Origin of the sequence: Streptomyces sp. NPDC002130 (assembly GCF_040296465.1) — a bacterium.
Taxonomy (GTDB): Bacteria; Actinomycetota; Actinomycetes; order Streptomycetales; family Streptomycetaceae; genus Streptomyces.
The window spans coordinates 34,091-55,532 of record NZ_JBEOXI010000018.1 but is presented as its reverse complement, the minus strand read 5'-3'; the positions used below and the strand labels follow the sequence as shown (position 1 = coordinate 55,532).

The window sequence follows — 21,442 nt, the reverse complement described above, 5'->3', positions numbered from 1 at the left end:
GCCCCACAGGTTCTTGTCGACGAGGCCGGCGTAGACGACGGTGCCGAGGAGGGCGCCGACGTAGAGGAGGGCCGCCCTGATGACGAGCTCCAGCCAGAGGACGCCGGCGGCGAGGATGCTGACCAGGGAGACGACGATCAGCATGATCGGGCCGCCGCCGATGTCCTCGCCCTTCTTGAGGGCTTCGGAGAACGTGCCGAAGAAGGCGTCTGTCTGGTCGCCGGTGGCTTTGGCGAGGACCTCGGTGATGCCGTCGGTGGCGGATACGACGGTGTAGAGGATGAGGGGGGTGAAGGCGGAGGCCAGCACCGTGAGCCACAGGAAGCCGATGGCTTCGGAGAGGGCGGTGGTCAGGGGGACGCCGCGGACGGCTCGCTTGGCGACGGCCAGGAGCCAGAGCAGGAGCGTGAGGATCGTCGAGGCGGCGAAGACGACGGCGTACTGCTGGAGGAACTTGGGGTTGGTGAAGTCGACGTTGGCGGTCTCCTTCACGGCGTCGCTGAGCTTGTCGACGGTCCAGGAGGCGGCGTCGGCGCAGCCCTTGGCGAGGGAGGAGAGGGGGTCGAGGGTGGAGGTGGGGTCGAGGCGGGAGGTTCCGCTGCCGGATCCGCTGCCGGTGTCGCCTTCGCAGATCTCCCGGGCCCTGCCGGAGAGCAGGGAGCAGTTGTCGTTGCTGGGGCTGGGCGAGGGCGTGGGAGCGGCTGCCGCCCGGGTGGCGAACAGGACCAGGGCGGTCTGCACGGCGGTGAGGGTTGCGGCGACCTGGACTGCGCGGCGCGGGCTACCGGGCATACGTGAACCCTCCGAACTCCTCGACGGCCTTGGAGATGGCCTCCGACGTCGACACCCTGTTGTCGCCGTTGACCGGCGCGGGGCCTTCCTTCTGGGAGAAGCTGTCGACCTTCCAGTCGCCGTCGGTCCAGCGCAGTTGGAGGGTCATGGTGAACCAGTCGTTGGTGACCGGGTTCTGTGAGCTCTCCCCCGTCATCCCGAACACGCCCGTGCACCAGACCTCGACGGTGGCGGCGTTGCCCGAGTAGTCGGTGGCCTTGGTGCCGACCGGCATGGTGCGGGAGACGTAGGTGCTGCCCTTGGGTGCCTCGCCGTTCGCGTCGAGGCCCACCTTCTCCAGGAACGCCTTGCTGTAGACCTGGTCGAGATTTCTCTCCAGCTCGGAGACCTTGTCGGCGTCGAACACCTGGCGGACGATCTCGGTCCGCCGTGCGGGTTTGAGGATGTCGGCCGAGACCAGCACGACGGCGTAGTTCGCCGCGGCGCTCTCCGCTCCCTCCTGGTTCTGGGCGAAGCCCGAGGGGATGCCGGCGGCCGACTTGGACTTGACGGGGCGCTGGCCGGAGGGGGCCGTCGCTGTCGAGTCCGGTTTGCCCGAGGAGCCGTCCGTCGAAGAGGACGAGTCGCCGTCCCCCCGGTTGGCGAAGGCGATCGCGGCGATCAGGAGGACCACCACGCCGACCACCGTGACCAGGCTGCGGGACGAGGAGCGGCGGCGGGGGTCGCCGAAGGCGTCGCCGGAGTCGGGCAGGCGGGTGCGGGTCTGGCCCGTGCCGGCGTAGCCGCCGGAGGACTCGTGGTCGTCACCGAGACTCATGCCGCGTACGCCCCCTCGACGTCGTGCGGAAACACTTCGTACCGGTCGTACTTCTCATACTCCTCGTACGACGGTAGCCGTGCTGGTTCCCGCGCGGGCGCGGTGTGGTGACTCGACATCAGGGAAACGCAACCTCAGCCGGTGGGCACGACGGGCGGGTGGGATGGAGGGGAGCCGGGCGTGACCGGCCGGGCGGACGGTGCCCGGGCTACACGGCCATGCCGTACACGATGGTGAAGAGTGTGCCGAGGGAGCCGATGATGAAGACTCCTGTGAGGCCGGCGATGATGAGGCCCTTGCCCTGCTCCGCGCTGAAGGTGTCCCGCAGGGCGGTCGCTCCGATGCGCTGCTTGGCGGCGCCCCAGATGGCGATGCCGAGGCAGAGCAGGATGGCCACCGCCATCACGACCTCGATCATCACCTTCGCCTCGTTGCCCAGGCTGCCGAAGGGGCCCCAGTCCGGAGCGATCCCGCCGATGATGGTGTTGATGTCTCCCTTGTCGGCCGCAAAGAGCATGTAAGTCACCGCCCCTGTTGGGTAGTTCCGCACCCTCTGCGGTCGTGCAGAGGTCAGGCCTCATTGTCGCCGACAATGATGCTGTCGGATGTCGACTTGGCGTCATTGATTGGCGGGTTCCGTACGAATACCTTGCCACCGTTCCGCTCCGGGCCCTAAGGGAGGTGACGGGTGGTGTACGAAGGATCGTATGGTCACTCTGTGTATCACGGCAGGTCACGCCGGGCAATGAGGCCTGAGCGGAACCTGGTGTGTGGTTCCGTCGTTGTGCCCTCTTGCGGCCTTTCCCACCTTTGGGGGCCGTTTCTGACGGCTGGTCGGGTGAGGGGTCGCGCCGGTGTTCCCCGGGTGAAGGCTACCTGGCAAGGCGAAGGGGCCGCGGCTGGGATGCCGCGGCCCCTTCGTTTCCCCGCCGTCCCGGGCCCCCACGGCGCCGGGCGGCGTTCTATGGTGACGGTCTGTCACCGGGGGGAGGTGCGTCAGCCGGTGAAGGCGCCGAGTCCCTCCGGGGTGCCCAGACCGGTCGGGCCGTCGTAGCCCGTCCGGGCGGTGCAGAAGTAGCTGGTGGTGCAGCTGCCGTTGCTGCCGCTGGTGACGTCGTTCAGGGCGGTGGTGTTCGCGTAGGGGAACTTGGCCGGATAGGAGCCGGTGGACGGGGTGCCCGCGAGGGCGTAGACGCTCGCGATGATCGGGGCGGAGGCGCTGGTGCCGCCGTAGGTGGCCCAGCCCTGGCCGTCGGCGCCGTAGGTGTCGTAGACGGAGACGCCGGTCGCCGGGTCGGCGACGGCCGAGACGTCGGCGATCATGCGCTTGGTGCAGCCGGTGTCGGTCTGCCAGGTGGGCTTGGTGTCGTAGGCGGAGCAGCCGGAGCCGGTGCCTTCGGTGCTGCTGGTCCGCCAGACGCTCTCGGTCCAGCCGCGGGTGGTGGAGGAGGTGGAGAGCCTGGTGCCGCCCACGGCCGTCACGTACTTGGAGGCCGCCGGGTACTCGGCGCCGTAGCCCGCGTCGCCCGCGCTGACGGTGATGGCGACGCCCGGGTGGTTGAAGTAGGCGGAGTCGTAGGAGGCGTCGGAGGAGGACTCGCCGCCGCCGTAGCTGTTGGAGACGTACTTGGCGCCGAGGGCGACGGCCTCGTTGACGGCGGTGCCGAGGTTGGCCATGGACGCCGACTTCGCCTCGACGAGGGTGATGTGGCAGTTCGGGCAGACGGCGCTCGCCATGTCGAGGTCGAGGGATATCTCGCCGGCCCAGCCGCTGTCGGCGGTGGGGAGGGCGGTGGTGGAGCCGGTCTGGCTCACCTTCTTGAAGCAGCCGTTCGCGGTGGTGCAGGCGGGCAGGCCGTACTGGGAGCGGTAGGCGGCGAGGTCGGACTCGGCGTTGGGGTCGTCATAGGCGTCGACGATGGCGATGGTCCGGCCGGAGCCGTTGCTCGCGGCGGCGGAAATCAGGCCGTAGGCGCTGCGCAGGTCGGAGGGGCCGTAGCCGGAGGGGGAGGAGGCGTCGGCGGCCTTGGCGGAGATGCCGTGCTGCTGCTGGAAGGCGGTGCGGCCGCCCGTGACGCGCAGGGCGTTGCAGGCCATTTCGCCCTGGTGGCGGGGCAGGGCGCAGGAGCGGGTCCAGGTGACCTTGGAGGTGCTCGGGTCCGCGGCCTGTGCGTGGGTGGCGGTGGTGAGGCCGGTGAGGAGGAGTGCGGCGGTGGCGGTGACGGCGGACGCCACGCGGCGCCATCTGAGGCGGGAAGTGGGGGGAGTCGAGGATGTCGTGCGCAAGGTACAGCCTCCTGGCAGTGGTGGGCAGAGGCCTGCGGGTGGGGGAACCGCCGGTGTGTTTCCCGGCGGGGGCGGCGACCCGCGACGACGATCGCTTGTTGAGTACGTGACAACAAGGCGGTGGTCGGAATCCTGACTTCCGCCTTACTGAAGAGGGTGTGGGGCTTACCTGTCGCTGACGGCCCGATGGCCGTGCGATGGGTCCGGCTTGACTTGACACTTCTCTCACCTTCGTCGGGCACAGTCGCTCCGATGAAGCGCGTCCTGTCCGTCGCCGTGATCCTCGTCGCCCTCATCACCGCGTCCACCGCGACCGCCGACGACGGCGCCGGCCCGTTCGGCGTGACCGTCACCGGGCGCGATGCCCGGGTCGGGGTGCTGGTCCCGGCCGCACGGGCGGGCCGGCCGGCCGGCGCGCACTTCTGCACCGCCTCCGTGGTGGACGCACCGCACCGGAACCTGATCGTCACCGCGGCGCACTGCCTGGGTGGCGACGGAGCGCTGGTCTTCGTGCCGGGCTACCGCGACGGACGCGCGCCCTACGGCGAGTGGAAGGTGCGGCGGCGGTTCCTGTCCCGCGGGTGGACCGAGGGACACGACGAGGACAGCGACGTGGGATTCGCGGCGGTCGCGCCGCGCGGCGGCACGGAGCTTCAGGACGCCGTCGGCGGGAACCGGTTCGTGACCGGCACGGCGACCGGGGCCACCGCGGTGACCGTCACCGGGTACCCCAACGCCCGTGAGACGCCCGTCAGCTGCACCGACAAGCCGGCCGCGCACAGTCGCACCCAGCAGCGCATCGCGTGCCCCGGCTTCAGCGGGGGCACCAGCGGCAGCCCCTGGGTGAACGGGGACGGGCAGGTCGTCGGGGTCCTCGGCGGGCACGACCGGGGCGGGACGACCCCCGGCGTCTCCTACAGCGTCGTCCTCGGTACGGAGGCGGAGCGGCTGTACCGGGCAGCGGCGGGGTAGGCGTGACGCGCCGCGATCCCGTGCGCCGGCCGGATCTGTCGTGCGCCCGCCGGATGCGTCGAGCAGCGGTCGGATCCCTCAGCGTCGGCCGAATACGCCGAGAGTCGGCTGAATCCGCCGAGCGCCGAATCCGCCGAGCGTCGGCGGAATCCGCTGAGCGTCGGCCGGATCTGTCGAGCGCCCGCCGGATGCGTCGAGCAGCGGCCGAATCCGCTGAGCGTTGGCCGAATCCGCTGAGCGTTGGCCGAATCCGCTGAGCGTCGGCCGAAGCCGTCGAGCAGCGGCCGAATCTGTCGAGCGTCGGCCGGATCTGTCGTGCGCCCGCCGCACCCGCCGTGCCCTCGCAGGATCCGCCGTGCCTCTTCGGATCCGCCGTGCCCTCCCCGTGCCGCCCGTGCCGCGCCCCGTTCGTCCGTCCGCCCCGACTCTCCTCCACGTGATCATTCCCGGGCGTGCCGGCCGCCTCTACACTGACCAACGGACTCCTGGGCGGCGAGGGGCGGTTGACGGTGCGTAAGGCATGGATCGTGGCGAGCGTTGCGATCAGCTCCGCGCTGGCCTTCGTGATGCTGCTCGTCGTCGGGGTCTATCTCGTCGCCGGGAACCTCGTCAACGGCGTGGGCGGCGGGGCGAAATCGCTGGCCAAGGGGTCCGTGCCCGCCGCCTACGCGGCGCTCGTGCAGAAGTGGGGCAACCTCTGCCCCGCCATCAGCCCGGCCCTGCTCGCCGCCCAGCTCTACCAGGAGAGCGGCTTCAACCCCAGGGCTCAGAGCCACGCCGCCGCGCAGGGGATAGCGCAGTTCATCCCCGGCACCTGGGCGAGCCACGGCATCGACGGTGACGGCGACGGCGACCGTGACGTGTGGGATCCGAAGGACGCGATTCCCTCGGCCGCCTCGTACGACTGCGAACTCGCCTCGTACGTGAAGAAGGTTGGCGGGAATCCGACCGAGAACATGCTGGCCGCCTACAACGCGGGGGCGTACGCGGTGATCAAGTACGGGGGCGTGCCGCCGTACAGCGAGACCCGGAACTACGTGAAGCGGATCACGACGCTCTCCGAGAGCTTCGCGGCGCCGGTCGGACGGGTCGACCCCTCCGAGCAGGCCGCGGCCGCGATCGAGTACGCGCAGAAGAAGCTCGGCACGCCCTATCTGTGGGGCGGCACCGGCACCGCTGAGCAGGGCGGACGCTTCGACTGCTCGGGACTGACCCAGGCCGCCTACGAGACCGTGGGCATCAAGCTCCCGCGCGTGGCCAACGACCAGTACAACGCCGGCCCGCACCCCTCGCGGGACGAACTGCTCCCCGGCGACCTGGTGTTCTTCTCGGACGACCTCACCAATTCCCGCGCCATCCGGCATGTCGGCATTTATGTCGGAGGCGGGTACATGATCGACGCGCCCCGGACCGGTGCCGTCATCCGATTCGACCCGATCGACACCCCTGACTACTTCGGTGCCACCCGCGTCACCGAAGATGGCGCGAAAGCACTGCCCACGACGGTGTGAACCGTGTGTGAACCCACCCCCTGAGCTGCGAAGACTTGTCTCTCTTCGATAACGTCTGCGTGATCATTCGGTGGAGTGTGGAACGTATCAACGGGGACCATGCGTTCCTGATGACGTAGCCGAGCGGACGTCAGTGCAGCGGAAGCGGATCTACAACCACGGGGGTGGCAGGAGCGGCGCACGCACAGGTGCGCCGGGAGAGACGACGAAGGGGCCGCAGCGCCATGGCTGGACTCGCCGATTCCGGGTCGAACCCTGACGTCGACCTGCTGTACGACATCAATGGCCTGGCCAAGGACGCGCCGCCGTGGTTCGACCGCGTCATGGAGTACGTCGGTGAGTACGGGCTGCTGCTCGCCATCGTCCTGCTCGTGGTGTGGTGCTGGTGGTCCGTGCGGCGACGCGGCGACGAGGACGCGGCGTCCACCGTCGCGGCGCTGGTCTGGGCGCCGTTGGCCGCCGGTATCGCCGTCCTGGTCAACGTGCCCATCCGGGGGTTCGTGGAGCGGCCCCGGCCGTTCCTGGACCACCAGGGGCTCGACGTGCTGGTCCAGGGCAAGACCGACTACTCGTTCGTCAGCGACCACGCGACGATCGTCATGGCCCTCGCGGTCGGCCTGTTCGTCGCCAACCGGAGGTTCGGGCTCGTCGGGCTCGTGCTGGCGCTGTTCGGCGGGTTCATCCGCGTCTACATGGGTGTGCACTACCCGACGGACGTCGTGGGCGGGTTCGCGCTGGGCACCGCCGTGGCGCTGCTGCTGTCGCCGCTCGCCATGGCCCTGCTGACGCCTTTGGTGAAGGCCGTCGAGCGCTCGCCCCGGTTGGGGTGGCTGGTGCGCGGCAGAGGGCGTGCCGAAGCCGAGGACACGGTGATCCCCGAGGCGCGCAGTGAGCGGGCCTCGGAGCGGGACCTCGCCGCGTAAGGGCTTCACAGCGCCTGGGGATACGTGAAGAAGCGGTCGGGGTCGTACTGCTTCTTCAGCTTCGCCAGGCGCGTTGCCGCATCCCCGTAGTACGCCTTGCGCCAGTCGGTCAGGGTCGGGTCCGTGTAGTTCTGGTAGGCGGCCCCCGAGGCGTGCGGGCGCATGGCCCTGTGGGCCGAGGCCAGCCAGTCGCGGGCCGTCGCGCCGCTCGTGCCGGCCCGCCACGCGGCGATGTACTGGGCGAGCATCCGGGAGCGGCGGTGGACGAACGCCGTGGAGGTGGGGGAGACACGGTTGACCGCTCCGCCGAGGGCGGTCAGCGCGATGCTGCCCGTGCCGCCGCGCACCGAACCGATCCCGGCCAGCAGCGCGCGGATGCCGGCCGTGGACAGGGAGCGGTCGAAGAAGTCCGACGCCGCCGCGTACGTCTCGCGGCCCAGCGCGCCCTTCGGGGAACGCCCCGGCGTCGAGCCGGGCAGATGGCACTGCGCGTCCGTGGGGAACGAGGAGCAGCCCGCGTACACCTCCATCGACTCCTCGTACGAGCGGCGCTTCAGGGAGACGCTGCGGGCCGGGGCGCCGACGCGGTCGGCCAGGCGGTCGACGGCGTTCTTCAGCTCGCCGTAGGTGCCGAGGGAGAACGCCGCGACCGAGACGGTAGGGGTGCCGCCCGCGGCGTTCGCCAGGTGCAGGGACGACCAGATCTCGTCGGGCTGCGACGGGCCCCACTCCTGCCAGGCCTTCACCACCGCGGCCGCCTTCGACCAGGGCCAGGACAGGTACGCCGAGACGCCCTGCGGTGCCGGGTGGGTGGTGAAGTGCAGCTCCGTGACCACGCCGAAGTTGCCGTTGCCGGCGCCGCGCAGGGCCCAGAAGAGGTCCTTGTTCTCGCGGGCGTCGGCGCTGAGCTGCTTGCCGTCGGCGGTGATCAGGGTGGCCCGGGTGAGACTGTCGCAGGTCAGGCCGTAGGCACGCGAGACGACGCCATGGCCGCCGCCGAGGGTGAGGCCCGAGACGCCGACGGTCGGGCAGGAGCCGGCCGGGATGGTGACGCCCTTCGCGGCGAGCGCCCGGTAGACGTCGATGAGTTTGGCGCCGGCGCCGACCACGGCGGTGGTGCCGGATGCCCGGACGCGGTTGAGTTTCGAGACGTCGATGATCAGGCGGCCGTCGCCGGAGGACCAGCCGGCGTACGAGTGCCCGCCGTTGCGAATCGCGACGCGCAGGGCGTGGGCGCGGGCGTAGGCCAGTGATGTGCGGATGTCGTCCGGGTGGGAGACGTACGCGACCGCGGCGGGCTTCAGGCTGTCGAAGCGGGTGTTGTAGAGCTGCCGGGCCGCGGGCCAGTCGGCGTCGCCCGGGCGGATCAGGGGGCCGTCGAGGTCGCGGGCCAGGGCGGACCAGTTCGCGGCGGTGGTTCTCGAGGTGGTGGAGGTGCGCACGGCGTCGGTGGCCGTGGCCGTGGCCCCGGAGCGGGTGCCCGACTGCGTGCAGGCGGTGGTGAAAGGGGTCGCGGCCGCGGCGATCGCCGCCGTGCCGGCTGTGAGGATCGTGCGCCGTTCCATGGGGCCTCCCGGTGGTTCCGTCCTGGGAGACGGGGTGATGGGGGTGGGGGTTCCATGGTCCGGACCCGGCCCGGCGGTGTCCGCCACGGGTCTCAGCCCGTCGCATGCCGCTCCGCGTCCGTACGCGCCTGGCTTCTCGCTCTTCGTGCCGGGCCGCGCCAGCCACAGATGCAGTGGGCCATGCAGAAACGGCCCTTCTCCATGGTCGTCGTGCGGTGTTCCGGGAGGTTGGGGGGAAGTTCCAGCCCGTCCTGCTGCGCCACGGCGACAACGTTACCCAGCACAGGTAAACGGTTCGTACGGCGGTCGGCGCGGGCTCGCGTGACGGGGGCACAAACCCGTCGTTAACCGGAACAACGAGGGGGCCCGTGACGGACGTACCGGCTGGGGGTAGGCAGGCGATGACTGGGCGGCAGCTCGAAGGGCGGCACAGGCGGACGGGTGCGACGGTCGTCGCCGCCGTGGTCCTGGCCGGGGCGGGGCTGGGGTCCGCGGGGTGTTCCGGGGGTGACGCGGCCGCCGGGGACTCCCGCGGCGGGGAAGCGGTCACCGTGCTGCGGCAGTCCGCCGACCGGCTCGTCGGCGCGGGGAGTTCCAAGGCCCGTACGTCGATGGAGATGGCCGCCGGCGGGACCCGGGTGACCATCCGGGGCGCCGGGGTGTACGACTACCGCAAGCGGATGGGGCGGCTGAAGGTGCTGCTGCCGCAGGATCCCGCGGGGGTCGCCGAGCGCCGGCCGATCACCGAACTGCTCGCGCCGGGTGCGCTGTTCATGAAGAACCGGGGCGCCGGTGTGCCCGCGGACAAGTGGGTGCGGGTGGACACCCGGACCCTGTCCGACGGCAATCTCGTCACCGGTGGGGCCACCGACCCGTTCACGGCGGCCGAGGTACTGCTGGGTACGCGGACGGCGACCTATGTGGGCAGGACGGAGGTCGCGGGAACCGGAGTGCGTCACTACCGGGGGACGGCGGACCTCGCCGACGCGGCCCGGCGGGCGTCGAAGGGGAACGAGGAGCCTCTGAAGGCGGCGGCCAAGGGATTCGCCACCGCCGAGGTGCCGTTCGACGCCTATCTCGACGACGAGGGACGCATCCGCAAGGTCAGGCACCGTTTCAGCTTCCTGAACGGCCAGCAGCAGAGCCCCGTCGCCGTCGCCTCGACGACGCTGCTCTACGATTTCGGGGCCTCGGTGCGCGTACGGTTGCCGCGGACCGACGACATCTACGCGGGCAGGATCGCCGAGGAGTGACCGGCGTGAACTAGCCCGTCCGTGCCATGCGCGGTGTGTAGGCCGCTCCCTACTCTAGGAAGTCGGCAACGGCAGAGATGAGGTGATGCACGTGGCTCCGGTCGGCGGTACGGCAGTTCAGGACCACGTGGCCCTCGCCGAGATCGAGCTGTGCGGAGAGCTGATCATCGCGGCCTCGGCCGCCCGGGAGCGGCTCAGCCTGGAGAGCATCGACGAGGTGCTGAAAGTGGCCGAGGAGCGGGACTCCTCCAGACGCTGAACCAGGGCGTCCGTCGAGGCCGGGCCCGGTTCACGTCCGCAGCATGCGGGCGATCGCCTGGGTCGCCTCCTTCACCTTCGCGTCGATCTCGTCACCGCCCTTGAGGGCCGCGTCGGCGACGCAGTGCCGCAGGTGCTCCTCCAGGAGCTGGAGGGCGAAGGACTGCAGGGCCTTGGTGGAGGCGGAGACCTGCGTGAGTATGTCGATGCAGTAGACGTCCTCGTCGACCATGCGCTGCAGGCCGCGGATCTGGCCCTCGATGCGGCGCAGGCGTTTGAGGTGCTCGTCCTTCTGCTTGTGGTACCCGTGCACGCCGTGGTCGTGATCGGTCGTCGCGTCCGCACCGGCGGTCTCGGCGCTGCCGGTGGTGACATGTGCGACATCTGTTGTGTCGGTCACGTCCGTCATCGCTTCCTCCTGGTGGGCAGTGGGCCGACATATACCCCTGGTGGGTATATGGTACCGAACTTTGCGGGGTATACGGCCCTGGGAACCGCCCCCGTGCTCATCACTGTGCCCGATGGGCGACACTGGTGGGCGGCCCGATAGCCGTGGCCGGATGTTGCGCCTAGCATCAGCCTGACCGAAACCGAAGCACCCCGAGGACCCCACGTGCGCTTTCGTCTGACCCCCAGGGAGACGAGCTTCTACGACATGTTCGCCGCCTCCGCGGACAACATCGTCACGGGCTCGAAGCTCCTGATGGAACTGCTCGGGGCGGACTCATCCGCCCGGGCCGAGATCGCAGAGCGTATGCGGGCCGCGGAACACGCCGGTGACGACGCCACGCACGCGATCTTCCACCAGCTGAACTCCTCGTTCATCACGCCGTTCGACCGCGAGGACATCTACTCCCTCGCCTCGTCGCTCGATGACATCATGGACTTCATGGAGGAGGCCGTCGACTTGGTCGTCCTCTACAACGTCGAGGAACTGCCCAAGGGCGTCGACCAGCAGATCGAGGTGCTGGCGCGCGCGGCCGAGCTCACGGCCGAGGCGATGCCGCACCTGCGGACGATGGAGAACCTCACCGAGTACTGGATCGAGGTCAACCGGCTGGAGAACCAGGCCGACCAGATCCACCGCAAGCTGCTGGCGCACCTCTTCAACGGCAAGTACGACGCCATGGAGGTGCTGAAGCTCAAGCAGATCGTGGACGTGCTGGAGGAAGCGGCCGACGCGTTCGAGCACGTGGCGAACACGGTGGAGACCATCGCCGTCAAGGAGTCCTGAGCCCTTCATGGACACCTTTGCTCTGGTCGTGACCATCGCGGTCGCGCTCTTCTTCACGTACACCAACGGTTTTCACGACTCGGCGAACGCGATCGCCACGTCCGTCTCGACGCGCGCGCTGACGCCGAAGGCCGCCCTGGCCATGGCCGCGGTGATGAACCTCGCCGGCGCGTTCATGGGCTCCGGGGTCGCCAAGACGGTCAGTGAGGGCCTGATCCAGACACCGACCGGGTCGAAGGGGATGGGCATCCTCTTCGCCGCGCTGGTGGGCGCGATCGTCTGGAACCTCATCACCTGGTACTTCGGGCTGCCGTCCTCGTCCTCGCACGCGCTGTTCGGCGGCATGGTCGGCGCGGCGCTGGCCGGCGGGACGACGGTCTACTGGAGCGGGGTGCTGGAAAAGGTCGTCATCCCGATGTTCGTGTCCCCGGTGGTCGGCATGCTGGCCGGCTATCTCGTGATGACCGCGATCCTGTGGATGTTCCGCAAGGCCAACCCGCACAAGGCCAAGCGCGGTTTCCGGATAGCGCAGACCGTCTCGGCGGCCGGCATGGCGCTCGGGCACGGTCTGCAGGACGCGCAGAAGACCATGGGCATCGTCGTGATGGCGCTCGTCATCGCCGATGTCGAGGACTACGGCGATCCGATCCCGGTGTGGGTCAAGATCGCCTGTGCGGTGATGCTGTCGCTGGGCACCTACGCCGGCGGCTGGCGGATCATGCGGACGCTGGGCCGGAAGATCATCGAGCTGGACCCGCCGCAGGGCTTCGCCGCGGAGACCACCGGAGCCTCGATCATGTTCACCACGGCGTTCCTGTTCAAGGCGCCGATCTCCACGACGCACGTCATCACCTCGGCGATCATGGGCGTGGGGGCCACCAAGCGCGTGAACGCCGTGCGCTGGGGCGTCGCCAAGAACATCATCCTGGGGTGGTTCATCACGATGCCGGCCGCGGCGATCGTGGCCGCCGCGTCGTTCGGGATCGTGAACCTGGCGTTCCTGTAGCGCACCGGACGCAGACGAGAGGGCCCGCCCCCGGGAGCCGGGGGCGGGCCCTTTTTCGGCCTCGCGGTGGCACCGCCATGCAGCACCGCGAGGAGTCGGCGGGCTCCGGCTCAGCCGAAGCGGCCGGAGATGTAGTCCTCCGTGGCCTGGACCGACGGGTTGGAGAAGATGCGCTCCGTGTCGTCGATCTCGATGAGCTTGCCGGGCTGGCCGACCGCCGCGAGGTTGAAGAACGCCGTGCGGTCGGAGACGCGGGCCGCCTGCTGCATGTTGTGCGTCACGATGACGATCGTGAACCGTTCCTTCAGCTCGCCGATCAGGTCCTCGATCGCCAGCGTGGAGATGGGGTCCAGGGCCGAGCAGGGCTCGTCCATGAGCAGGACGTTCGGCTCGACCGCGATCGCCCGCGCGATGCACAGACGCTGCTGCTGGCCGCCGGACAGGCCCGAACCGGGCTTGTTCAGACGGTCCTTGACCTCGTTCCAGAGGTTCGCGCCCTTGAGGGAGCGCTCGACGATGTCGGAGAGCTCGCTCTTCTTGTAGTTGCCGTTCAGGCGCAGACCGGCCGCCACGTTGTCGAAGATCGACATCGTGGGGAACGGGTTCGGCCGCTGGAACACCATGCCGACCTCGCGGCGGACCGACACCGGGTCGATGCCCGTGCCGTAGAGGTCCTCGTCGTCGAGGAGCACCTTGCCCTCGACGCGGCCGCCCGAGGTCACCTCGTGCATGCGGTTCAGGGTGCGCAGGAACGTCGACTTGCCGCAGCCGGAGGGGCCGATGAACGCCGTCACCGAGCGCGGCTCGACGGTCATCGAGATGTCCTCGATCGCCTTGTGGGAGCCGTAGTAGGCGGTCAGTCCGCTTACGTCGATTCGCTTGGCCATTACTACTTCACTTCCAGACTCAGTCAGTCGCTGAATGGCCGCGTCAGCGACCGGTGCTCGGGGCCTTCCAGCGGGCGATCCCGCGGGCCACCAGGTTCAGGAGCATCACGAAGGCGATCAGGGTCAGCGAGGCCGCCCAGGCGCGGTCGTACGCCGCACCGGAGCCCGCGCTGTTCGCGTACTGCTGGTAGATGTACAGCGGCAGCGATGCCTGCGCCCCTTCGAAGGGGTTGGCGTTGATGAACGCGTTGCCCCACACCAGCAGCAGGACCGGGGCGGTCTCACCGGTGATACGGGCGATCGCGAGCATGATGCCCGTGGTGATGCCGCCGATGGAGGTCGGCAGGACCACCTTCAGGATGGTGCGCCACTTGGGGACGCCGAGCGCCAGGGAGGCCTCGCGCAGCTCGTTCGGGACGAGCTTGAGCATCTCCTCCGTGGAGCGCACGACGACCGGCATCATCAGGATGGCCAGGGCCAGCGAGCCGGCGAAGCCGAAGGGCTCCATGTCGAACATCAGCATGAGGCTGAGGATGAACAGACCCGCGACGATCGACGGGATGCCGGTCATGACGTCGACGAAGAACGTGATGGCCCTGGAGAGGTTGCCCCTGCCGTACTCGACGAGGTAGATCGCGGTGAGCACGCCGATCGGCGCGGCGATCACCGTGGCGAGACCGACCTGCTCCAGGGTGCCGAGGATGGCGTGGTAGATGCCGCCGCCGGGCTCGGTGTCGGCGACGACGCCCATGGAGTGCGTCAGGAAGTAGACGTCCAGGACCTTCACGCCGCGCACGACGGTCGACCACACCAGCGAGGCCAGCGGGACGACGGCGAGCAGGAAGGCGACCCAGACGAGGGAGGTCGCGATGCGGTCCTTGGCCTGCCGCTTGCCCTCGACGCCCGCGGCGATGGCGTAGGTGCCGACGACGTACAGGATCGCGGCGATCAGGCCCCACTGGACGCGGCTGTGCAGGCCGCCGACGAGGCCGATGCCGACCGCGAGGGCGATCGAGCCGGCGGCGATGGCGTACGGGGACCACTTGGGCAGGCGGGCGCCGCGCAGGGTGCTGGGGCCCTTCGGGGTGACGGTCGCGGTGCTCATGCGTTGGCCCCCGAGTACTCCTTGCGGCGGGCGATGATCGCACGGGCCGCGCCGTTGACCAGCAGGGTGATGACGAACAGGACCAGACCGGAGGCGATCAGCGCGTCGCGGCCGAACTCGGTGGCCTCACCGAACTTGCTGGCGATGTTCTGGGCGAACGTGCCGCCGCCCGGGTCCAGCAGGCTGGCCTGGATGTCGAAGGTCGGCGAGAGCACGGTGGCGACGGCCATGGTCTCGCCGAGGGCGCGGCCGAGGCCGAGCATCGAGGCGGAGATGACGCCGGAGCGGCCGAAGGGGATGACCGCCATGCGGATCACCTCCCAGCGGGTGGCGCCGAGCGCCAGGGCCGCCTCCTCGTGCATCTGCGGGACCTGCCGGAAGACCTCGCGGCTCACGTTGGTGATGATCGGCAGGATCATGATCGCGAGCAGGATGCCGACGGTCAGCATCGAGCGGGGGGCGCCGCCCTCCCACGAGAAGACGCCGGTCCAGCCGAGGTAGTCGTTCAGCCAGCCGAAGAGGCCGTTCATGTGCGGCACGAGGACGAGGGCGCCCCACAGGCCGTAGACGATGGACGGCACGGCGGCGAGCAGGTCGATCACGTACGCGATGGGGCCGCGCATCCGGCGCGGGGCGTAGTGCGTGAGGAACAGCGCGATGGCGACGGCGACCGGGACCGCGATGACCATGGCGACGATCGAGGAGACGACCGTGCCGAAGGCCAGGACGGCGATGCCGAAGTTCGGCGGGACGAGGTTGGTGTCCCACTGGAAGGTTGTGAGGAAGTTGCCCTCGTCCTTGCTGATCGCGAGGGAGGCGCGGTAGGTGAGGAAGACCGCGATCGCGGCCATGATCACCAGCAGCAGGATGCCCGACCCGCGGGAGAGACCGAGGAAGATCCGGTCTCCGGGCCGGGTGGCCCCGCGCGCGGCGCGCTTGTCGACGGTCGGCTGCTGAGCGGGGGGAGGTGCGTCGGTTATCTGTGTGGGTGTGCCCATCGGGTTCTCCGGTCTGCGGAGCCGTACGCGGGGTACGGCCACTGGCGGCGGTGCACCGGACGGTGCGGCCCGGCCCCGGGGAGGGGACCGGGCCGCACTCGGGTCAGCTCAGGCCCTCGATGGTGGTGCGGACCTGGGAGATGATGTCGGCGGGGATCGGCGCGTAGTCGTTCTCGGAGAGGATCTTCTGGCCGTCCTCGGAGGCGATGTAGCGCAGGAACGCCTTGGTGCCGGGCAGGGTGTCGGACTTGTTGCCCTTGTCGCAGACGATCTCGTAGGTGACGAGGACCATCGGGTAGGCGCCCTCGGCCTTGGTGCCGTAGTTCAGCTCCAGGGCGAGGTCCTTGCCCGTGCCGACGACCTTGGCCTCGGAGATCGCCTTGGTGGCGTTCTCGACGGTGGCCTTGACCGGCTGGGCGGCGCCCGTGTCGAGGTCGACCGTCTTCAGGCCGTCCTTGGCGTACGACAGCTCGAAGTAGCCGATGGCGCCGTTGGTCTGCTTCACCTGCTGGGCGACGCCGGAGGAGCCGGAGGCGGACTGGCCGCCCTTGGCCTGCCAGGTCTTGCCGCCGTCGTAGGGCCAGTCGCTCTTGGCGGTGGCGATCAGGTACTTGGTGAAGTTGTCCGTGGTGCCGGAGTCGTCCGAGCGGTGGAACGCCTGGATCTTGAGGTCCGGGAGCTTCGCGTCGGGGTTCAGCTTCTTGATCGCCGCGTCGTTCCAGTTGGTGATCTTGCCGTTGAAGATCTTCGCCAGGGTCGGGGCGTCCAGGACGAGGTTGTCCACGCCGTTGACGTTGTAGCCGACCGCGATCGGGCCGCCGACCATCGGCAGGTCGATGCCCTGGCCGCCGTTGCAGACCTTCTTGGAGGCGGCGACCTCGTCGGGCTTCAGCGCGGAGTCGGAGCCGGCGAAGGCGACCTGGCCCTGGGTGAACGCGGTGACACCGGCGCCGGAGCCGCCGCCCTTGTAGTTGATCTGGAGGCCCTGGCAGGCCGCGGTGAACTGCTTCACCCAGGCGTCGATCGCGTTCTTCTGCGCGGACGAGCCGTCGGCCAGCAGCTGGCCCTTGGCGTCGTCGCACTTGACGTTGCTCGGCGCGGCGGCGTTGGAGGAACCGCCGCCGGAGGCGCCGCCGGTGTCGTCGGAGCCGCACGCCGTGAGGGCCAGGGCGCCGGAGACGGCGAGAGCACCGAGAGCGAGGGCCCGCCGGTTCATGCGCTGAAGCTTCACTTGAGTTCCTTCCAGGAGCCGCCGTCCTGATCGGCGGCGTGCGAGACGAGGTGTCGCGGACGCGGTCGCACTCAGCAGGACGGCTCGCGTCGGTAAGGCCGAAATTAGGCAGATCAGGTGAAGGCGTCGATGGCCGCAAATGAACGAGGGGTGAACCCCTGCCTAAGGCCTGGTGAGGTCACGGAATGCTTACGGGGAGAGCACGTCGGCATTCCGCTTTTGCGGACGAACCCGGACCGTCCGGTCAGCCGCCCGCCCGGGGCAGGTGCAGAACGGCGAGCAGCTCCTCGACCAGGGGCCGGTCGTGGGGCTGTGTGAGACGGTCGCGGGCGGCGGCGGGCGCCAGCCACAGCACCCGGTCCACCTCGTCCGTCGGCGAGAACGCGCAGCTCACCGCCTCGGCGGCCCAGTAACGGACCTGCTTGGGGCGACCGCCCGCCATATAGCGCAGGGTGGACAGCTCGGGGCCCGGCGCGGCCCGGCAGCCCGTCTCCTCCGCCACCTCGCGCAGGGCTCCGGCGAGTGCGTCCTCACCGCGCTTCAGTTTCCCCTTCGGCCACGACCAGTCGTCGTATTTCGGCCGGTGGATGAGACAGAGCTCCGGCTCGCCGGTGGCCGGGGACCGGCGCCACAGGACGCAGCCCGCCGCCTGGACGGTGGTGTCCTTGGGAGTGTTCACCGTGTTTCACCGCCTCCTGGTGCCGGGCCCGGTCATGACGCGCCCACGGTCTCCTTCTGCCAAGCCTGCTGGAACGCGAAGCGCGCCGCCTCCACCTCGTGCCGTTGGTCGGCGTGGAGCACGCCGAGGGCGTACGCCGTGGCCGGGGCGATGCGCGGGGTACGGGCCGCCTGGGCCGCCGCTGCCGCCGCCTCCGAGGCGTCGCGGTGCCGGTTCAGGGCCTGGCCGGCGGAGAGCAGGCGCAGGTCGACCACGGCGTTGCCCTTCGGGCCGCTGACGGCCTCGCGGGCGTAGCGGTGCAGGCGCAGCAGCAGCCGGACCTGGTGCCACGGGGCGTCCTGCGGGTGCGGGACCGTGTCCGGGGACAGTCCGTGGACGAGGGCCGTGGCGTTGTACGGGTTGCCCGCGGTGAGCAGGGGGAGGGCGGTCACGGCGTCGGCGAGGCGGTCCTGGGCGGCACCGGCCAGGGGGCGCAGGTCGGTGGTGCCGGCGGTCTTGGTGAGGGGGACCTCGCTGGCCAGGACGGCGACCTTGTCCGCGACGGCGTGGAAGCGGCTGCTGCCCAGGGCCTGCAGGGCGGTGGAGTGGGCCCGGGTGCGGGCGAGGGTGAGCTGGCGGTCGAGCAGGGCGCCGGCCTTCGCCGCGCCCACGGTCAGGTTGCCGCGTTCCTGAGTGGGGGCACCGGCCCTGGGGGGCGTCGCCGCGCCCGTCCGTGCGGTGGCCTGGGCCGGGAGCGCCGTGGAGCCCGACAACCGGTGCAGGGCCGCCAGCAGGCGTTCCAGGCGGGCCGTGTAGGCGTGCTCCATCGCCAACGTCCCCGACACCCACGCCAGTTCGGGGCGCATCGTCTCGCACCAGTCCGCGTCGAGGAGGGACTGGAACGAGTGCAGGCTGGCGCTGATGCGGCGGGCCGAGCGGCGCAGGGCGCGGGCCGCCTCGGCGGACCCCTCCGAGCCGTTCGGCCCCGAGCCCGTCTCCCGGTGCAGGCGCAGCGCTCGGAGGAACTCCGTGGCCTGGGCCCGCAGATAGCCCGCGAGGGCGTCTCCGGTGGGGACGGGCCCGGCGTGCCTGGACCGGGGATCCGTCGGGTCAAGGTGTTGCTGTGCCACGCCGGCGCCTCCGGGCGTCTATGAGCATCTCCTGGACGTTGCGCAGGGGCTGTCCGTCCGCGTCGGTCGCATGCCGGGTCCAGTCGCCGTCCGGGCCGAGGTGCCAGGAGGCGGTGGAGTCGGACATGCCGGTCTCCAGCAGCCGGTTCAGGGCCGCCCGGTGGGCCGGGTCGGTGACCCGGACCAGGGCCTCTATCCGGCGGTCGAGGTTGCGGTGCATCATGTCGGCGCTGCCGATCCACACCTCGGGCTCGCCGCCGTTGCCGAAGCCGAACACCCGGGAGTGCTCCAGGAAGCGGCCGAGGATCGAGCGGACCCGGATGTTCTCCGACAGGCCGGCCACGCCCGGGCGTACCGCGCAGATGCCGCGCACCCAGATGTCCACCGGCACGCCCGCCTGGGACGCGCGGTAGCAGGCGTCGATGACGGCCTCGTCGACCATCGAGTTGACCTTGATGCGGACGTGCGCGGGGCGCCCCGCACGGTGGTGCTGGACCTCCTTGGCGATCCGCGAGACCAGGCCGTCGCGCAGCGACTTGGGCGCCACGAGCAGCCGGCGGTAGGTCTCCCGGCGTGAGTAGCCGGACAGGCGGTTGAAGAGGTCCGAGAGGTCGGCGCCGACCTGCGGGTCGGCCGTGAGCAGGCCGAGGTCCTCGTAGAGACGGGCCGTCTTCGGGTGGTAGTTGCCGGTGCCGACGTGGCTGTAGCGGCGCAGCGTCTCGCCCTCCTGGCGGACCACCAGCGACAGCTTGCAGTGGGTCTTCAGGCCGACCAGGCCGTAGACCACGTGGCAGCCGGCCTCCTCCAGCTTGCGCGCCCACTTGATGTTGGCGTGCTCGTCGAAGCGGGCCTTGATCTCGACCAGGACCAGCACCTGCTTGCCGGTCTCGGCGGCCTCGATGAGCGCGTCGACTATCGGGGAGTCGCCCGAGGTCCGGTACAGGGTCTGCTTGATGGCGAGGACGTCCGGGTCGCCGGCGGCCTGCTCCAGGAAGGCCTGGACGGACGTGGAGAACGAGTCGTACGGGTGGTGTAGCAGCACGTCCCGCTCGCGCAGCGCGGCGAAGATGTCCGGCGCGGACGCCGACTCGACCTCGGCGAGGTCCCGGTGGGTGCCGGCGACGAACTTGCGGTACTTCAGCTCCGGCCGCTCCAGGGAGGCGATGCGGAACAGGCCCGTCAGGTCCAGCGGGCCCGGCAGCGGGTACACCTCCGCCTCGCTGATCTTCAGCTCGCGCACCAGCAGGTCGAGGACCTCGCGGTCGATGGACTCCTCGACCTCCAGGCGCACCGGCGGGCCGAAGCGGCGCCGCATGAGCTCCTTCTCCAGGGCCTGGAGGAGGTTCTCGGCGTCGTCCTCCTCGACCTCCAGGTCCTCGTTGCGGGTGAGACGGAAGGCGTGGTGCTCCAGCACCTCCATGCCCGGGAACAGCTCCTCCAGGTGCGCGGCGATGACGTCCTCGATGGGGACGTAGCGGCCGGGGGAGCTCTCCAGGAACCTCGACAGCAGCGGCGGCACCTTGACGCGCGCGAAGTGCTTGTGGCCGGTGACCGGGTTGCGCACGACGACGGCCAGGTTCAGGGACAGGCCGGAGATGTACGGGAAGGGGTGCGCCGGGTCGACCGCCAGCGGGGTCAGCACGGGGAAGATCTGGTGCCGGAACAGGGTGAACAGGCGGGCCTGCTCCTTCTCCTGCAGCTCGTTCCAGCGGACCAGGTGGATGCCCTCCTCCGCGAGGGCGGGGGCGACGTCCTCGTGGTAGCAGGCGGCGTGCCGGGCCATGAGTTCGCGGGAGCGGGCCCAGATCATCTCCAGCACCTCGCGGGGCTGGAGGCCGGAGGCGGAGCGGGTGGCCACGCCGGTGGCGATGCGGCGCTTCAGTCCGGCCACCCGGACCATGAAGAACTCGTCCAGGTTGCTGGCGAAGATCGCGAGGAAGTTGGCTCGCTCCAGCAGGGGCGTGTCGGGGTCCTCGGCGAGTTCGAGCACCCGCTCGTTGAACGCGAGCCAGCTGCGCTCCCGGTCGAGGAAACGACCCTGCGGCAGCTGGGGCCCGTCGTACGGCGACTCCTCGTACGCGTCGAGGTCGGCGTCGATGTCGGGTTCCAGATCGGAGACGACGGCCGCCACCGTGTGGGGGCGGTGGGCTGCTATGGAGCCCACGGAGGGCTGCGCGTGCTGGACCTGTGCCTGGGTGTTCGGCTGGCTCATGGACCCATTCTTCCGCGCCGCGAGCATCACGGGCGCGTCGGACAGCGCGGGCGGGAGCGACGGCGTCACATGAGTGCTCCCGTTTCCCTCGGGACCCTCGCGGGACGGGGGAGGCTCGGGCACGGCGGGATTCATTGGCCGAGCTTCGCAAGCTCGTCTGAATCGATGGTTACGGAGACATGACGTGCGGGACACCGGGGAGCGGCCCGCGGGCGTCCACAGGGCCGGGCGTGCGGCCGGGGCGGCTGCCCACAGGCTGTGGACGGTCCTCGGCGCTGCCGTGTGCCGCGGAGTGTCCCGGTGTCGGCGTCGCCGTGCGCTGTGGAGTTGTCCCGGCGTCGGTGTCGGCGTGTGCCGCGGAGTGTCCCGGTGCCGGCGTCGGGCGTGCGGACGGGGGGCCGGTGCCGGCGTCGACGTGCGCTGTGGAGTCGTCCCGGTGTCGGTGTCGCCGTGCCGCGGAGGGTCCCGGTGCCGGCGTCGGGCTTGCGGAGGGGGTCCGGTGCCGGCGTCGCCGTGCGCTGTGGAGTTGTCCCGGTGTCGGTGTCGGGCGTGCGCCGGGGAGTGTCCGTCCGTCCCCGGCGTGTGCCGCGGAGTGTCTCCGAAG

General features: G+C 70.3%; 20 protein-coding genes and 1 pseudogene. 7 read left to right on the top strand and 14 right to left on the bottom strand.

Annotated elements, in window-relative coordinates; translation table 11 throughout:
* The 4 genes and pseudogenes from ABT116_RS05770 to ABT116_RS05755 form a co-directional block, all read right to left on the bottom strand.
* Positions 1–792, bottom strand: a pseudogene (locus tag ABT116_RS05770) (hypothetical protein); the annotation flags it as partial.
* Entirely contained in the window at positions 782–1,609 is an 828-nt protein-coding gene (locus tag ABT116_RS05765) for a DUF8175 domain-containg protein (protein ID WP_351628313.1), read from the bottom strand. The gene ABT116_RS05765 and the pseudogene ABT116_RS05770, both read right to left, overlap by 11 nt.
* 208 nt (positions 1,610–1,817) lie before the next feature.
* On the bottom strand, positions 1,818–2,126 hold the full coding sequence (locus ABT116_RS05760) for a DUF8827 family protein (RefSeq protein WP_003991275.1): 309 nt from the start codon (positions 2,124–2,126) through the stop codon (positions 1,818–1,820).
* A gap of 479 nt (positions 2,127–2,605) precedes the next feature.
* Entirely contained in the window at positions 2,606–3,895 is a 1,290-nt protein-coding gene (locus ABT116_RS05755) for a S53 family peptidase (protein WP_351628310.1), read from the bottom strand.
* A gap of 252 nt (positions 3,896–4,147) precedes the next feature.
* Here ABT116_RS05755 and ABT116_RS05750 point away from each other — a divergent pair, with 252 nt between their 5' ends.
* The 3 genes from ABT116_RS05750 (at position 4,148) to ABT116_RS05740 (ending at position 7,301) form a co-directional block, all read left to right on the top strand.
* On the top strand, positions 4,148–4,867 hold the full coding sequence (locus tag ABT116_RS05750; RefSeq protein WP_351628307.1) for a trypsin-like serine peptidase: 720 nt from the start codon (positions 4,148–4,150) through the stop codon (positions 4,865–4,867).
* 566 nt (positions 4,868–5,433) lie between these two features.
* Positions 5,434–6,378: a bifunctional lytic transglycosylase/C40 family peptidase gene (locus ABT116_RS05745; RefSeq protein WP_388136141.1), complete on the top strand. Its 945-nt coding sequence runs from the start codon at positions 5,434–5,436 to the stop codon at positions 6,376–6,378.
* Positions 6,379–6,602: 224 nt separating this feature from the next.
* Positions 6,603–7,301, top strand: coding sequence for a phosphatase PAP2 family protein (locus ABT116_RS05740; RefSeq protein WP_351628305.1), 699 nt, complete (start codon positions 6,603–6,605; stop codon positions 7,299–7,301).
* Between the two features lie 5 nt (positions 7,302–7,306).
* On the opposite strand, the gene ABT116_RS05735 is transcribed toward ABT116_RS05740, so the two are convergent.
* The gene (locus tag ABT116_RS05735) at positions 7,307–8,866 is read right to left on the bottom strand and encodes an FAD-binding oxidoreductase (protein WP_351628302.1); all 1,560 of its coding nucleotides are present in this window, start codon (positions 8,864–8,866) and stop codon (positions 7,307–7,309) included.
* A gap of 92 nt (positions 8,867–8,958) precedes the next feature.
* Positions 8,959–9,150: a hypothetical protein gene (locus ABT116_RS05730; RefSeq protein WP_351628325.1), complete on the bottom strand. Its 192-nt coding sequence runs from the start codon at positions 9,148–9,150 to the stop codon at positions 8,959–8,961.
* Between the two features lie 117 nt (positions 9,151–9,267).
* On the opposite strand from ABT116_RS05730, the gene ABT116_RS05725 reads away from it, so the two are divergent.
* Positions 9,268–10,119, top strand: coding sequence for an SCO4651 family lipoprotein (locus tag ABT116_RS05725; RefSeq protein WP_351628299.1), 852 nt, complete (start codon positions 9,268–9,270; stop codon positions 10,117–10,119).
* 91 nt (positions 10,120–10,210) lie between these two features.
* Complete coding sequence (locus tag ABT116_RS05720; RefSeq protein WP_350705544.1) at positions 10,211–10,378, top strand: hypothetical protein; 168 nt, start codon at positions 10,211–10,213, stop codon at positions 10,376–10,378.
* A 30-nt stretch (positions 10,379–10,408) separates the two neighbouring features.
* On the opposite strand, the gene ABT116_RS05715 is transcribed toward ABT116_RS05720, so the two are convergent.
* Entirely contained in the window at positions 10,409–10,786 is a 378-nt protein-coding gene (locus tag ABT116_RS05715; RefSeq protein WP_351628296.1) for a metal-sensitive transcriptional regulator, read from the bottom strand.
* Positions 10,787–10,990: 204 nt separating this feature from the next.
* On the opposite strand from ABT116_RS05715, the gene ABT116_RS05710 reads away from it, so the two are divergent.
* Positions 10,991–11,611 carry a DUF47 domain-containing protein gene (locus ABT116_RS05710; RefSeq protein ID WP_142162335.1) on the top strand — a complete coding sequence of 207 codons (621 nt, stop codon included), beginning with the start codon at positions 10,991–10,993 and terminating at the stop codon, positions 11,609–11,611.
* A gap of 7 nt (positions 11,612–11,618) precedes the next feature.
* Positions 11,619–12,617 carry an inorganic phosphate transporter gene (locus ABT116_RS05705; protein WP_351628293.1) on the top strand — a complete coding sequence of 333 codons (999 nt, stop codon included), beginning with the start codon at positions 11,619–11,621 and terminating at the stop codon, positions 12,615–12,617.
* Between the two features lie 110 nt (positions 12,618–12,727).
* On the opposite strand, the gene pstB is transcribed toward ABT116_RS05705, so the two are convergent.
* From pstB to ABT116_RS05670, 7 genes are all read right to left on the bottom strand, one after another.
* Entirely contained in the window at positions 12,728–13,504 is a 777-nt protein-coding gene (pstB, locus tag ABT116_RS05700; protein WP_020269923.1) for a phosphate ABC transporter ATP-binding protein PstB, read from the bottom strand.
* A 43-nt stretch (positions 13,505–13,547) separates the two neighbouring features.
* Positions 13,548–14,609 carry a phosphate ABC transporter permease PstA gene (gene pstA / locus ABT116_RS05695; protein ID WP_351628291.1) on the bottom strand — a complete coding sequence of 354 codons (1,062 nt, stop codon included), beginning with the start codon at positions 14,607–14,609 and terminating at the stop codon, positions 13,548–13,550.
* Positions 14,606–15,607, bottom strand: a complete 1,002-nt coding sequence (gene pstC, locus ABT116_RS05690; protein ID WP_351628288.1) for a phosphate ABC transporter permease subunit PstC — start codon at positions 15,605–15,607, stop codon at positions 14,606–14,608. Before pstC ends, pstA begins: the two co-directional genes overlap by 4 nt.
* A 103-nt stretch (positions 15,608–15,710) precedes the next feature.
* Entirely contained in the window at positions 15,711–16,838 is a 1,128-nt protein-coding gene (gene pstS / locus ABT116_RS05685; protein WP_351628285.1) for a phosphate ABC transporter substrate-binding protein PstS, read from the bottom strand.
* Between the two features lie 244 nt (positions 16,839–17,082).
* Positions 17,083–17,517 (bottom strand): NUDIX hydrolase, encoded by a 435-nt coding sequence (locus ABT116_RS05680; protein ID WP_351628282.1) that lies wholly within the window; start codon positions 17,515–17,517, stop codon positions 17,083–17,085.
* Between the two features lie 32 nt (positions 17,518–17,549).
* A complete protein-coding gene (locus ABT116_RS05675) occupies positions 17,550–18,626 on the bottom strand; it encodes a CHAD domain-containing protein (protein ID WP_351628279.1) in 1,077 nt (358 codons plus the stop codon).
* On the bottom strand, positions 18,607–20,838 hold the full coding sequence (locus tag ABT116_RS05670; protein WP_351628278.1) for an RNA degradosome polyphosphate kinase: 2,232 nt from the start codon (positions 20,836–20,838) through the stop codon (positions 18,607–18,609). The genes ABT116_RS05675 and ABT116_RS05670 overlap by 20 nt, the downstream gene beginning before the upstream one ends.
* Positions 20,839–21,442 lie beyond the last annotated feature (604 nt).